Annotated in this window: 15 protein-coding genes; 5 read left to right on the top strand and 10 right to left on the bottom strand. The window is 69.2% G+C overall.

Going from position 1 to position 13,167, the window contains the following annotated elements; all coding sequences use genetic code 11:
• Positions 1-22 precede the first annotated feature (22 nt).
• From H4W30_RS03550 to H4W30_RS03540, 3 genes are read right to left on the bottom strand one after another with little or no spacing between them, the layout of a single operon-like run.
• Entirely contained in the window at positions 23-994 is a 972-nt protein-coding gene (locus H4W30_RS03550) for an alpha/beta fold hydrolase (RefSeq protein WP_192741469.1), read from the bottom strand.
• A 13-nt stretch (positions 995-1,007) separates the two neighbouring features.
• The gene (locus H4W30_RS03545) at positions 1,008-1,472 is read right to left on the bottom strand and encodes a DinB family protein (protein ID WP_192741468.1); all 465 of its coding nucleotides are present in this window, start codon (positions 1,470-1,472) and stop codon (positions 1,008-1,010) included.
• Positions 1,469-2,062 (bottom strand): class I SAM-dependent methyltransferase, encoded by a 594-nt coding sequence (locus tag H4W30_RS03540; protein WP_192741467.1) that lies wholly within the window; start codon positions 2,060-2,062, stop codon positions 1,469-1,471. The genes H4W30_RS03545 and H4W30_RS03540 overlap by 4 nt, the downstream gene beginning before the upstream one ends.
• 68 nt (positions 2,063-2,130) lie before the next feature.
• Between H4W30_RS03540 and H4W30_RS03535 the strand changes: the two genes are divergently transcribed.
• Complete coding sequence (locus tag H4W30_RS03535) at positions 2,131-2,703, top strand: helix-turn-helix domain-containing protein (protein ID WP_192741466.1); 573 nt, start codon at positions 2,131-2,133, stop codon at positions 2,701-2,703.
• A gap of 187 nt (positions 2,704-2,890) precedes the next feature.
• Here H4W30_RS03535 and H4W30_RS03530 read toward each other — a convergent pair whose 3' ends face one another.
• Together H4W30_RS03530 and H4W30_RS03525 are read right to left on the bottom strand one after the other, a co-directional pair.
• The gene (locus tag H4W30_RS03530; protein ID WP_034323874.1) at positions 2,891-3,493 is read right to left on the bottom strand and encodes a response regulator transcription factor; all 603 of its coding nucleotides are present in this window, start codon (positions 3,491-3,493) and stop codon (positions 2,891-2,893) included.
• On the bottom strand, positions 3,490-4,593 hold the full coding sequence (locus tag H4W30_RS03525) for a sensor histidine kinase (protein WP_192742408.1): 1,104 nt from the start codon (positions 4,591-4,593) through the stop codon (positions 3,490-3,492). The genes H4W30_RS03530 and H4W30_RS03525 overlap by 4 nt, the downstream gene beginning before the upstream one ends.
• 117 nt (positions 4,594-4,710) lie before the next feature.
• Here H4W30_RS03525 and H4W30_RS03520 point away from each other — a divergent pair, with 117 nt between their 5' ends.
• The 3 genes from H4W30_RS03520 to H4W30_RS03510 are packed head-to-tail and all read left to right on the top strand — an operon-like array spanning position 4,711 to position 7,766.
• Entirely contained in the window at positions 4,711-5,592 is an 882-nt protein-coding gene (locus tag H4W30_RS03520) for an ABC transporter ATP-binding protein (protein WP_192741465.1), read from the top strand.
• 15 nt (positions 5,593-5,607) lie between these two features.
• Positions 5,608-6,327 carry an ABC transporter permease gene (locus H4W30_RS03515; RefSeq protein ID WP_192741464.1) on the top strand — a complete coding sequence of 240 codons (720 nt, stop codon included), beginning with the start codon at positions 5,608-5,610 and terminating at the stop codon, positions 6,325-6,327.
• The gene (locus H4W30_RS03510; protein ID WP_192741463.1) at positions 6,324-7,766 is read left to right on the top strand and encodes an alpha/beta hydrolase; all 1,443 of its coding nucleotides are present in this window, start codon (positions 6,324-6,326) and stop codon (positions 7,764-7,766) included. The genes H4W30_RS03515 and H4W30_RS03510 overlap by 4 nt, the downstream gene beginning before the upstream one ends.
• A gap of 628 nt (positions 7,767-8,394) precedes the next feature.
• Here the strand turns inward: H4W30_RS03510 and H4W30_RS03505 are convergent.
• From H4W30_RS03505 to H4W30_RS03490, 4 genes are read right to left on the bottom strand one after another with little or no spacing between them, the layout of a single operon-like run.
• On the bottom strand, positions 8,395-9,183 hold the full coding sequence (locus H4W30_RS03505; RefSeq protein ID WP_192741462.1) for an ABC transporter permease: 789 nt from the start codon (positions 9,181-9,183) through the stop codon (positions 8,395-8,397).
• The gene (locus H4W30_RS03500) at positions 9,180-10,130 is read right to left on the bottom strand and encodes an ATP-binding cassette domain-containing protein (RefSeq protein ID WP_192741461.1); all 951 of its coding nucleotides are present in this window, start codon (positions 10,128-10,130) and stop codon (positions 9,180-9,182) included. Before H4W30_RS03500 ends, H4W30_RS03505 begins: the two co-directional genes overlap by 4 nt.
• A gap of 12 nt (positions 10,131-10,142) precedes the next feature.
• Positions 10,143-10,988 carry a DUF4097 family beta strand repeat-containing protein gene (locus H4W30_RS03495; RefSeq protein WP_192741460.1) on the bottom strand — a complete coding sequence of 282 codons (846 nt, stop codon included), beginning with the start codon at positions 10,986-10,988 and terminating at the stop codon, positions 10,143-10,145.
• A 51-nt stretch (positions 10,989-11,039) separates the two neighbouring features.
• Complete coding sequence (locus H4W30_RS03490; protein WP_225948746.1) at positions 11,040-11,546, bottom strand: Arc family DNA-binding protein; 507 nt, start codon at positions 11,544-11,546, stop codon at positions 11,040-11,042.
• A gap of 402 nt (positions 11,547-11,948) precedes the next feature.
• On the opposite strand from H4W30_RS03490, the gene H4W30_RS03485 reads away from it, so the two are divergent.
• Positions 11,949-12,518, top strand: a complete 570-nt coding sequence (locus H4W30_RS03485; protein ID WP_225948992.1) for a helix-turn-helix transcriptional regulator — start codon at positions 11,949-11,951, stop codon at positions 12,516-12,518.
• A 6-nt stretch (positions 12,519-12,524) separates the two neighbouring features.
• Here H4W30_RS03485 and H4W30_RS03480 read toward each other — a convergent pair whose 3' ends face one another.
• Positions 12,525-13,160: a helix-turn-helix transcriptional regulator gene (locus H4W30_RS03480; RefSeq protein WP_192741458.1), complete on the bottom strand. Its 636-nt coding sequence runs from the start codon at positions 13,158-13,160 to the stop codon at positions 12,525-12,527.
• Between the last annotated feature and the right edge of the window lie 7 nt (positions 13,161-13,167).

Genomic DNA, 13,167 nt, shown 5'->3' with positions numbered 1-13,167 from the left:
AAAGGTTCTCGATCTTGGGCAACTACTTCAAGAACGCGACCAGTTCGGCGCTCACGAACTCCGGATTCTCCTCGGCGAGCCAATGTCCCGCCCTCGGCACCTCCACGGCGCGGGCCAGGTTCGCGACGCGGGGTGCCAGGGTCGCCTTCTGCGGTTCGAGCAGACCTTCCGCGGTCATCAGGAGTGTGGGGGTCGTGATCGATCTGGCGCCCACGTTCGCTGTCGCGTCCTGCCCGAGTGTGCGGTAGAGCTCGAAACCGCCGTGCAGGACCTCCGGCCTCGTGTAGGTGCGGGCGTACTCGTCGATCTCGGCGTCGTCGAACGGCGACGGCGCTCCCGGCCCGCCGAACGCCGTCCCCGAGTAGGCGACCTGCGGGTAGAACAGGGACAGGTATTCGCGGACGTCGTCGCCGACGACGGCTTCGGGAACCGTCTTCTGCGAGTGGAAGGCGATGTGCCAGCTCAGGTTCCGGTAGGCCGTCGCGTCGAGCGCGGGGCCCGGCAGCGGCAGATCGAGGTACGCGAGTTTGGTGATGTCGCCGGGGAATTGCGCCGCGTACTGGAAGGCGACCGCGGCGCCGAGATCGTGCCCGGCGATCCGGACGTCTCGTAGGCCGAGCCGTCCGGCCACGAGGCCGTGCACGTAGCGCGCGAGGGTCGCCTTGTCGTAGCTGGGCGGCGAGCCGGCGCTGTCACCGAGTCCGGGCAGGTCGAGGGCGTACACCGTGAAGTGCTCGGCCAGCGCGGGCATGACCCGGTGCCAGCCGTACCAGGTCTGCGGCCAGCCGTGCAACAGGACGAGCGGGGCGCCCTTGCCGCCGGTGACGTAGTGCATCTTCACGCCGTCGACGTCGGCGAACTCGTGCCGGAACTGACTCGCGAACGCCGCGTCGGCGCGGGTGACGTTCTCGTAGGGCGGGGCGGTGGCCGGGGGCGAACCGCAGGCCGTCAGCAGGACGAGGGCCACGACGAACGCGGCGGCTCGGTGGAACATGGGGATCTCCGTTTCAGCGCCCGGTGGCGCCATCGATCAGTTCGCGCAGGATGTCGGCGTGTCCCGCGTGCCGTGCGGTTTCTTCGATCAGGTGGGTCAGCGTCCAGCGCCGGGATCCCCGGCGGGGCCCGGTCGCGGCGAGGTCGTCCCAGGAGGCGATTTCGGCGTTCGCCTCGGCGACGGTTTCCCGGTAGGCGGCGAGAACGGACGCCGTCGTGTCGTCCGGGCCCGGCCGGAACGTCGCCTTCCAGTCGGTGACGCGGTGGCCGAGCAGCCAGTGACGTTCGACGTGGGTCAGATGTTTGACCAGCCCCAGCAGATTCGTGCCGGACGGGACGCCGGGAGCGCGCGCCCGGTCCTCCGGCACCCCCTCGGCCTTGGCCATGACCGCGGTGCGGAGATAGTCGAGGAATCCGGTGAGGACGTCCTTCTCCCCTGCTCCAGTCGAAGGCGGCCCGGCGTCGCGTTTGCGGCTCATCGCCCGGCCCGCCGGAGCACCAGGACGTGGTCGACGACCATCGCGGTCCGGCCCGCCGGGCCCGTGGCCAGGCGTTCCGCCGCCTCCGCGCGGTCGATCGACCAGTCCGCCGGGTCGAGCTCCAAACCGGCCGCCACCTCGGCAGGCGTGGGGAATTCGGCGCCCTGGTCCCACGACCAGGGAGCTGCGGAGCCGTGGTCGACGACGACCAGCCGCCCGCCGGGGTTCACCGAGCCCGCGGCAGTACGCAGGACGCGGGCGCGGTCCAGCTCGAACGGTGTGTGGAAGTACTGCGCCGACACCAGGTCGAAGGTGCCGCCTGGGAAGTCTTCGGCGAGATCGACGCGGAGCGCCGTGATCGATCCGCCGCGGTCCCGGAGCGAGCGCACGGCCGCTCCGGAGATGTCGACCGCGGTCACCCGCCAGCCTCGGGCGGCCAGCCACACCGCGTCTCCCCCGCCACCACAGCCGAGGTCGAGCGCGGTGCCCGGCGCCAGCGGGCCCGCGATCTCGGCCAGTCTCGCGTTCACCTTCGGCGTCCCCTCGGACCGCCGTTCGTGGAGTTCGTCCCAGAATTCCGTCGCGTTCATGACCGCCACCTTCGCCTCGGAGCAGCGGGGTTGGCACGAAAACTTGCCGACCTGGCAAGATCGGCGGCATGGCGGACGAGACGGACGAGGTACTGGACGCGGTCGGCCCCCGGCTGCGAGTGCTGCGCAAACGCCGGGGCCTGACCCTGGCCGAGCTGTCGGCGACGACCGGGATCTCGGAAAGCACCTTGTCGCGGCTGGAAAGCGGCGGCAGGCGGCCGACGCTGGAGCTACTGCTGCCGCTGGCGCGCGTGCACGGCGTGCCGCTCGACGACCTCGTCGGCGCGCCCCGGACCGGTGATCCGCGCATCCATCTCCAGCCGATCCACCGCCACGGCATGACGTTCCTGCCACTCACCCGGCGCGCCGGCGGGGTGCAGGCGTTCAAGATGCTCATCCCCAGCAGGGCCGAACCGGCGGAGCCGACGCCGCAGACCCACGGCGGCTACGAATGGGTGTATGTCCTCAATGGACGGTTGCGGCTGGTGGTCGGCGACCGCGACATGGTCCTGCCGCCCGGCGAAGCCGCCGAGTTCGACACCGCGCTGCCGCATTGGCTCGGCTCCGCCGACGGGCAGGCCGTCGAAACCCTCGTCCTTTTCGGACCGCAGGGCGAACGCGCGCACGTCCGGGCGCGCTAGGCGGTGCCGAAAGCCAAAGGTGTCCGAAAACGTCGGTACAGATGGTCGTGAGTGCGGGGCGGTGCCGCTCGAAGCCCGCGCCCACCGACGTTGCGAAAGCCACTTTCACAACCTTCAGCGTTGCGAAAGTGGCTTTCGCAACACTCCACCGCCGGCCCCGACCGCGAACTGACTTGCAGGACAGCGCCTAAAGCCAATCGTGCTCGCGGGCGTACCTGGCGGCTTCGTGCCGGGTCTGCGTCTGGGTCTTCTGCATCGCGTTCGAGAGATAGTTCCGCACCGTGCCCTGCGCGAGGTGGAGCTGTGCGGCGATCTCGGCGACGGAATAGCCCTCGCCGGTCACCCGCAGCACCTCCAGCTCCCGCTCGGTGAGGGGACAGTCGTCGACGACGGCGAGCGCGGAGACGTCCGGGTCGATCCAGCGTTTGCCCTGATGCAGGGCGCCGATGACGAACGTGATGTGCGACGGCTCGGCAGCCTTGCTCACGAAGCCCTGGACACCGAGTTTGAGGGCCTTGCGGAGCACCCCGGGTTTCGCGTGCCGGGTCAGCATGAGGATGACCTGGTTCGGCCGCGTGCGGCGGATCTCCGCGACCGCGCCCAGCCCGTCCACCCCGGGCATTTCGAGGTCGATGACGAGCACGTCGGGCTCGTGCCGCAAGGTGGCCTCGACGGCCTCTTCGCCGTTCTCCGCCTCGGCGAGGACGGTGATCTCGCCTTCGAGCGGGAGCAACGCGGCCATCGCCTTGCGCAGCAGGGCTTCGTCGTCGGCGAGCACGACCGTCGTCATCGTCCCTCCCGGGCGGGGAAGGTCGCGGCCGTCACGAACTGCCCGTCTTCCTGTTCCACCGTCAGTTCACCACCGTCCGCGACGACGCGTTGTTCGAGCGCGGCCAGCCCGCGGAGTTCGGGCAGCGGCGCTCGCTGGGCACCGTCGTTGACGATACTGATGCTCCATTCCGACAGCGTGATCCGCACGCGGGTCGCCTGTGCGTGACGTAGGATGTTGGTCGTGGTCTCGCGCAGGACCTGGCCGAGCAGCCTGCCCGCCGCCGGATCGACGTCCGCCTCCCGGTTGACGCGCACCCGGATCCCCGCGGCCTCGAAGAGGTTCCTCGCGTTCTCCAGTTCGGCGGAGAGGTTGAGCCGGCGCTGGGCGTAGGCGAGTTCCTTCGTCTGGGTGATCGTGTCGGCCACGAGCGCGTGGATCTCCCCCAGTTCCTGTTTCGCCCGCTCGGCGTCGATGTCCACCAGCTTCCTGGCGAGCGCGGCCTTGAGCTTCACCACGTGCAGCGTGTGGCCCTGGATGTCGTGCAGATCGCTCGCGAACCGGACGCGTTCCCGGATCACGGCCAATTCCGCCTCCCGCTCGCGCGACTCTTCGAGCTCCTTGACGACGTCGTAGAACCGCTTGTTGGGGAACATGAGGCCGAGCACGACGGCCGTGAGCGCCGCCGGGACGAACACGAAGCTGACCAGTTCGCCGGAGACGTCCTCGTAGGAGACCAGCGGCCTCAGCGCACCCACCGCCGCGATGTACGCGACGAGCGCGACGGCCGCCGCGATCCGGTGCCGGGGCAACTGGGGGACGACCAGGGAACCCACGAGGAAGACGCCGAAGAACGACGAACTCCCGCCCGGCACCAGCACCGAGAACGGCCACACGGCCGCCGCGACGACCAGGCACGGGATCGCCACCCGCAGGACCTCGCCCGCCGCCCACCGCACGAAGGCGACCATGGCCGCCAGCACGCCCGCGCTCAGGACGGCCGCGTGCCACCAGGTCCGCGCGTCGGACGCGACCACGATCACCCCGCCGACGAAGAGCAGCGGGAAGAACATGGTGAGGTTGAGCCGGCGCAGCTTTCCCTTCGCCGGCTCGGTGTCCACAGCAGACATGAGCCCAGTATCGGCCCTCCTCCGCCGCGGACGACAGTGACGCCACGTCATATCCGATCATGACAGACCACACTGGCCGGCCCGCGTCCGAACGGCTGGAATCAGGCCATGACTTCGACAGCAATCGACGTTGACCTCCTGAACCTCAAGTACGGCGACTTCCACGCCGTGAAGGATCTGTCCTTCCAGGTCCGGCAGGGCGAGTTCTACGCCCTGCTCGGAACGAACGGCGCCGGGAAGACCTCGACCCTGGAAACCCTGGAAGGACACCGGAACCCGACGTCGGGCACGGTGCGGGTGCTGGGGAAGAGCCCGCGGGACCGCGCCGCCGTCCGCCCCGAGATGGGCATCATGCTGCAGGAGAGCGGTTTCTCACCGGATCTGACGGTGAAGGAATCGATCCGCCTCATCGGGAGCCTGACGCGGCGCACGGACCGGCTCGAACGGGTCCTCGGCATCGTGGACCTGACCCGCAAGGCCAACACGAAGGTGTCGCAGCTTTCCGGTGGTGAAAAGCGGCGGCTCGACTTCGCGACGGCGGTGTACGGCTCGCCGCGGCTGGTGTTCCTCGACGAGCCGACGACCGGTCTGGACATCCAGTCCAGGGACGCGCTGTGGGACGCGGTCGACAAGCTCCGCGAGGACGGGTCGACCATCGTTCTCACCACGCATTACCTGGAGGAGGCCCAGCAGCGCGCCGACCGCATCGGCCTGATGCACCGGGGCACCTTCCACCGGGAGGGCACGGTCTCCGAACTCACGCGGACGCTGCCCGCCGTGATCCGGTTCGCCCTGCCACCCTCGGCGCCGGCGCTGCCGCTGCAGGGCAGGACCGAACACGACGGGAAGTTCGTCATCGAAACCTTCGGCTTGCAGAAGGACCTGCACGTCCTGCTGCGGTGGGCGCAGGACAACGCCATCGAACTGCGGGATCTCGAAGCGGGCCCGACCCGGCTCGACGACGTGTTCCGCGCCATCGACAACGACTAGCCACAAAGGACTCCCATGCTTTCGATAGCCCGTAGCGAACTGATCCAGATCTTCCGGAACCGCTCGGTCCTGATCACCAGCTTCGTGATGCCGCTGGCCATTTCCACGTTCTTCGTCTACCAGCACGAGGTCTTCACCAAGATCGGCAGTCTCGGGTACATCGCGGCGATCGTGATGTTCACCGTCTGCGCTTTCGGCCTCTACACCAGCGCGGTGACCACGCTGGCCTCGCGACGGCAGAACCTCTTCCTCAAACGGCTGCGCTCCACCGCGGCGGGTGACGCGTCCATCCTGGCAGGCCTGGTACTGCCGGTCACCGTCATCTCGCTCGTCCAGGTGGCGGTGATCATGATCGTGCTGGGCACGATCACCGATACGCCCGCCAATGTCGCCCTGCTGGTGGTGGCGGTACTCGCCAGCGTCGCCATGATGATCGGCCTCGGCCTGGCCACCGCGGGCCTGACCAACTCCCCCGAGCACGCCCAGGTCACCACCTTGCCGGTCAGTCTCGGCGTGATCGCCGTCGCCAGCTGGGTCGGGATCTCCGGTACCGACGAGCTGACCCTGCTCAAACGGCTGCTGCCCGGCGGCTCGGCGACCGAACTCGCCGTCAACGCCTGGAACGGCGGCGTGGCCGTCACCGACTCGCTGCTCCTGCTCGCCCCGACGCTGGCGTGGGTCGTCGTCGCCGTCGTCCTGGCGACGCGGCTCTTCCGCTGGGAGCCTCGCCGATGACCATCCTAAGTGGAGCGAAGGTTCTTCCCGTGCTGGTCGCCGCCTTGGTGGCCACGGCGACCCCGGCGGTCGCGTCGGCGGCACCCCCGCCGAACTGGGGCCCGTGCCCGGAGGAGGCGGCGGGCCTCGGCCTGGAATGCGGCACGATCCAGGTACCGCTCGACTACCGCGATCCCGGCGGGAAGACCATCGAGATCGCGATCTCCCGGCTGGCGAGCACCAAACCGGAGAAGCGCCGAGGCGTACTGCTGACGAACACCGGTGGCCCTGGCGGCGAAGGGCTGGCCTATCCGGCCACCCTCAAGAAGCTGAACATCCCGCAGGAAGTGCTGGACAGCTACGACGTCATCGGGATGGATCCGCGCGGAGTCCACAACAGCACACCGGTGACGTGCGGGCTGTCCCTCGCGGAGCATCCGACCAACATCCCGAGGTACGCCCGGAATTCGGCCGACGTCACGAGCGAGGCGCAGCGGGTCGCCGCCGTGGCCGCGAAATGCGGTTCCTCGGCCACCGCCCCGCTCCTGCCGTACATGACGACCGCCAACACCGCCCGCGACATGGACCGCGTGCGCGAGGCGCTCGGCGAGCGGAAGGTGAACTACTTCGGCATCTCGTACGGCACCTACCTCGGCTCGGTGTACACGTCGTTGTTCCCCGAGCGCAGCGACCGGTTCCTGATCGACAGCGCGACCGGCCCCGGCGGCTGGGACGCCTCCTTCTCGCGCCTGTTCGGCCAAGGTGTCGAAGACCGCTTCCCGGACTTCGCGAAGTTCGCCGCCTCGAAACCCGAATACGGCCTGGGCCGGACGCCCGCGCAAGTGACGGCGAAGTACTTCGAGCTCGCCGCGCGACTGGACCGGACGCCGAGCCCGGACGGCTACAACGGCCAGGTGTTCCGCCACGTCACTTTCGCCGAGCTCTACTACGACCGGCGTCTGCCGCATCTGGCCGAGACCTGGCGCGCGCTCGACACCGGCAAGCCCGTCCCGTCGTCTCTGTCCGGTGCGGGCTACCCGTCGGACAACTACATCGCGAGTCAGCTGCACGTGATCTGCAACGACTCCGACTGGCCGGAGGACGTCGGCACGTATCGACGCAACGTCGCCATCGACCGGTTCCGCCATCCGCTGTTCGGCGCGGCGGCCGCGGACATCACGCCGTGCGCGTTCTGGCCGTCCGAACCGATCGAACCGCCCGTGAAGATCACCGACCGCGGCCCGTCGAACGTGCTGATCGTGCAGAACCTCCGCGACCCGGCCACGCCGCTGGCGGGGGCACGGAAACTGCGCCAAGCCTTCGGCGAGCGCGCCAGGATGGTGACCGTCGACCAGGGCGGGCATCTGGCGTACCTGTTCAAGGACAACAAGTGCGCGAACGACCTCGCGACGGGGTTTCTGGTGGATGGGACGCGGCCGGGGCACGATTTCGCCTGCTGATCGCCTGGGTCGTGACCGGTCCGTTCATCCGGGACTGTGTGGATTTCGGGACGTTGGATGACCCGAAATCCACACAGTCACGCACGATCGGTCCAGTCACAGACCCACACCGGCACGCCCGACGGCACGCGGCACGATCTCACTGCAGACCCGGGTGGCCGGCTCCGCGAGACCGCCGAGACACCGTGATCGGGCAACGCCCCGACCATGACCGGACCCCTCATACACGACCGTGTGGATTCCGGGACGTTGGATGGCCCGAAATCCACACAGTCACACACGACCGGTCCGGTCACACACCCACACCGGCACGCCCGACGGCACGCGGCACGATCTCACCCGCAGACCCGGGTGGCGGGCTCCGCGAGACCGCCGAGACACCGTGATCGGGCAACGCCCCGACCATGACCGGACCCCTCATACACGACCGTGTGGATTTCGAGACGTTAGACGACCCGAAACCCACACAGTCACGCACGATCGGACCAGTCACGCAAGCCGCAGGGCGTTGCGCCGAGGTTGCCGAAGCGGATCTCCCGCAATTAGTCGACTAATTGCGGGAGATAAGACCAAGCGCCCCGGGCCGGAGGGTTTCCGGCCCGGGGCGACCCCCAGTTCAGCTCTCAGTTCAGCGGTCGCGTTCCTTGGCGAACAAGGACTTCGACCACACATATCCGACCACCGAGAGCAGCACGCACCACCCGATCGCGAGCCAGCCGCTGCTGCCGATCGGAGTGCCGAGCAGCAGTCCGCGGAGGGTTTCGATCACCGGCGTGAACGGCTGGTAGTCGGCGAACCAGCGCAGCCACGCGGGCATCGAGTCGGTGGGCACGAACCCGCTGCCGAGGAACGGCAGCAGCATGAAGATCATCGGCGTGTTGCTGGCCGTCTCCACGCTCTTGGCCGCCAGGCCGAGCGCCACCGAAAGCCAGGTGAGCGCGATGGTCAGCAGCAACAGCAGGCCGGCGACCGCGAACCATTCGCCGACTCCCGCCGTCGGCGAGAAGCCGATGAGCAGCGTGACCCCGAAGACCACGGCGAGCGCGAACGCGGTCTGGATGAGCGCGCCGACGACGTGCCCGGTCAGGACCGAAGCCTTGCTGATCGCCATCGTGCGGAACCGCGCGATGATGCCCTCGGTCATGTCCGTCGCCACGGAGATCGCGGTACCGAGCGCGGCACTGCACACGGTCACGAGCAGGATGGCAGGCGTGACATAGCCGACGTATTCGGCTCTGCCGCCTCCGCCGCCGAGCCCGTTCCCGAGCGTGCCGCCGAAAACGTAGACGAACAGCAGCAGGAACACGATCGGCTGGCCGATCAGCATGATGGTGAGCGACGGATACCGTTGCATATGCCGGATGTTGCGGCGCAGCATGGTCGCCGAGTCGCGCATCGAAAGGGACAGGGTGCTCATCGGGCCATCTCCTTGGTGGCGCCGGTCCGGTGACCGGTGAGGCTGAGGAACACGTCGTCGAGGTCCGGCGTGTGCACGGTGAGGCTGTCGACGGCGACGGATTCGGCGTCGAGGCGGTCCAGCACGGCGCGAAGATCGGCGACGGTGCCGTCGGTCGGCACGCGGAGCGCCAGCGCGTCTTCGTCCGAAGTGGACACTCGAAGCACGCGGGTCGCGTCACGCAGCGAGACCGCGTCGGGGAACTTCAGCTGCATGTGCCCGCCGGGTACGCGTCGCTTCAGCTCGTCGGGCGTGCCCAGCGCGACGATCCGGCCGCCGTCGAGGACGGCGACGCGATCCGCGAGCTGGTCGGCCTCCTCCAGGTACTGCGTGGTGAGGAAGATCGTCACGCCACCGTCGACGAGGTCCCGGATGATCTCCCACATCGTGCGGCGGCTGCGCGGGTCGAGGCCGGTGGTCGGTTCGTCGAGGAAGATGACCTTCGGGTCGCCGATCAACGTCATCGCCAGGTCGAGTTTGCGGCGCATGCCACCCGAGAAGGTGGACGGCGTCTTCTTCGCCGCGTCGGACAGTTCGAACCGTTCCAGGAGTTCGGCGGCACGCTTGCGTCCTGTCCGGCGCGGCAGATGGTGCAGATCCGCCATGAGGAACAGGTTCTCCTCGCCGGTGAGGAGATTGTCGACGGCGGAGAACTGGCCGGTGAGGCCGATGGCGGCGCGGACGCCGTCCGGGTCGGTGCCGAGGTCGGCTCCGGCGATGGTCGCCGCACCGGCGTCCGGAGTGACCAAAGTGGACAGGATGTTGACCGTGGTGGTCTTGCCCGCGCCGTTGGGGCCGAGCAGCGAGAAGACGGTACCCGCCGGGACGTGCAGATCGATCCCGTCCAGGACGACCTTGTCGCCGTAGGATTTACGCAGTCCGGTGGCGGAAATGGCCGGGTTTCTCATCGGGGATCCCCTTCAGGAACGGTGGACGACGATGTCGCCGACGGAGGTGCCGGCGTGGACCTCGACCTTGTCGGTCGCGGCGCCGGGCGCGGTGGCGGCGGCCATGTCGTTGATGACCCGGCCGAAACGGGTGTTCACGTCGAGCCAGGCCGCGCTGCCCTCGCGGATGCCGACCTCGATGTCGCCCAGCGACGTCTCGAGGGTGAGCGTGCCCCTGGCCGCGTCGAGCACGCGGACGGAACCGTTGGCGGTCTTGGCTTCGACGCCGCTTTCGGCCTTGTCGACGGTGATGTCGCCGTTGGCCGACCGGACGCGGATCGAATCGGCGACGGCGCCGATCGTGGTGGCACCGTTGGAGTTCTTGACCACCGCGGTGCCGTCGATCCGGCCGACGTGCACCCGGCCGGAGCTCGTGCTGATGTCGGCGTTCCCGTCGGCGTGTTCGACGACGATGTTCCCGGACGCGGAGTGCAGTTTCAGCTCGCCGGTGCGGTCGAGGTGGATGTGCCCGGTCCCGGACCGGTAGCGGCAGCCGGCGATCCGCCCGGTCACGGTCAGGTCACCGAGCCCGGTGCTCCCCTGCACCCGGGAGCCGGCGGGCAGTTCGATGGTCACGTCGATCGACCTCGTCCGGTTGGAGAAGTCGAGCAGGCGCATCTTCGGCGCGCGGACGGTCAGGGTGCCGCCGGAGAATTCGACGACCGTCCGCTTCGCGGCGTCGACGTCGGATTCGTTGTTCTCGTCGAGCGGCGCCACTTCGACGACCGTGTCGGTGCGGTCACCGGCGACGATGCGGACGTTGCCGACGACCGGCTCGAGGTCCGCGAGAATGGGTTCCGGGGTGGCGAAAGAAGGCATGGTTGTCCCCTCGAAGGTGGTGTGATCGATGTTTGTGCTGGTGTACGGGGTCTAGCTGACCCAGCCGGTGTAGCGCTGCGCGCCGCGACGACCGCCGCTCACCGGGGCGGGCGGCGCGGACGGCTCCGACGGGTTCAACGCCGCGGACGCGGCGCGCACGAGCCACGCGTTGACCGAACGGCCTTGCGCGGCCGCCGCTTCCTCGACGCGTGTCTTGAGGTTTTCCGGAAGCCGGAAGTTGATTCGCGCGGTGGCTCCTTCGTCTTCAGGCAGCGGCTCCGGCGCGGCGGCCGCGACCGCCTCGGCCTGTTCGACCGCGGGCAGCGTGACGGCGAAGCTGGCTTCCCCGGCACGCAACCGGACCTCGACCGAACCCGGCGCGAGATCACGGGTGATCTCGTCCGACGCGGCGGACAGCGCGTCCAGCAGCGCGAGACGAATGGCCGACGCCAGCGGCGCGGTCAGGCGTTCGGCGAGTGCGCTCGCCTCGGCTCCCCCAGCCTCGGCGGCGACGGCGAGTTCCCGGCGAACGTTGTCCACAAAGGGCGTCAAATCCATGATGCCATCATGGCACCATCGTGGCGCCATTGCAAGGCCAACTTGGCGCCAAAGGGCGCCAAAGTGGCGTCACCGCAGGTCAGGGCCGAATTTGCCCCTTCGGCCAGTCTCGGTTGGCGGGGAAAGCAGGAGGCGGGCGAACGCGTTGCCGGGGCTGTTCGCGGCGGGCGAGAATCGCCACGAGCCGCACGAAAGGAAGCGACCCGCCATCAGAGTGTGGGGGTCACCCGAGGCGGGCCGCTACCCGGATCCCACCGTACAAGAGCTCCGCTCGCTCATGCGGGCAACGCTTTTTGTCCCTGCGGCTCTTGACAAATCGAAGATCCACAGTGGACATAAGAGGGACACATGCGACCAGTCCGGGTGAGCGTCTGCGCACTGGACCCCATCACGAAGGCCGGGATGGCCGACCTCCTCGAGGCGCGCGCGTCCGTGCAGGTGGTCGAGGGCCGGGCGCCGGACCGAACCGATGTCGTCGTCGCCGCGTTCGACCGGCTTTCCGCCGACGCGGTCACCGCGTTGCGTGCGGTCACCGCCGAAATCGGCAGGCCGATCGTGCTGGTCACCGACCGGATCGAGGAAGGCGGCCTCGCGACGGCGGTGGCTTGCGGGGTGGTCGCCATCCTGCCGAGGTCGGCGATGACCGACTCCCGCGTGGCCGACAGCGTCCGGGTCGCCGCGTCGGGCACCGTGTACCCGCCGCGGGATCTGCTCGGCAGGCTCGCCGAACACGCCGAGCGGCTGCACCGGGAGACGCTCGCGCCGGAGTCGCCCTCCGGGGTGGCGCTCTCCTCGCGGGAGATCGACGTCCTCCGCCTGATGGCCGACGGGCTCGACACGCAGGAGATCGCCACCGAACTCGCCTATTCGGAGCGAACGGTGAAGAACGTCATCTACGCGGTCACCGACCGGCTGCGCCTGCGGAACCGGTCGCACGCGGTGGCCTACGCGATCCGGGAAGGGGTCATCTGAAAATGCTCAGATGAGCCCCTCACGCAGCGCGTACGCCACGACATGGGTGCGGTTGCGCAGATTGAACCGGCTGAGCAGGCCGTGCAGGATGTTCTTCACGGTCCGGTCGGAGTAGGCCACCCGGCGGGCGATCTCCCCGGTGTCGAATCCTTCCGCGAGCAGGCGGAGCACTTCGGTCTCGCGGGGCGACAGACCGCTGAGCGTGAGCTCGCGGGGCTCGAGAACTTCCTTGTGCAGCCGCGAAATCCCCCGGAGCAGGCTGCCGAGCTGCTCGGCGGGCAGATCGCCACGGCCGGCGTGGGCGTCGGCGACCGCGCGCAGCAGCCGCGCCGGCGTCGCCTCGGAGCGCGCGACGACGACGGCGAGCCCGCGTTCCACCGCGGCCCACAGTTCGGCCTGGTTGGGCTGATCGGCCACCAGCACCAGCCGCGCGGACCCGGCCGGGATCCGCCGCGGGTCGTCGTCGGCGACCGCGACGAGGACGTCGGCCTGCTCCGGGTCGTCGCGCAGGCTGATGCCGGGCCCGTCGCCGAGCGCGCTGCGCAGTCCCGCCCGCACGAGCGGGTCGGCGGCGTGCACGGCGACCCGGATCTTCTCGGCCCGGAGCACCGGGCGGACCGGCGTCGTCATGATCGTCGACATGCCTTCC

The sequence above is a fragment of the Amycolatopsis roodepoortensis genome, from assembly GCF_014873915.1.
Taxonomy (GTDB): domain Bacteria; phylum Actinomycetota; class Actinomycetes; order Mycobacteriales; family Pseudonocardiaceae; genus Amycolatopsis; species Amycolatopsis roodepoortensis.
Note: the sequence above shows the minus strand (reverse complement) of the source record. Positions and strands in the feature narration are given on the sequence as shown.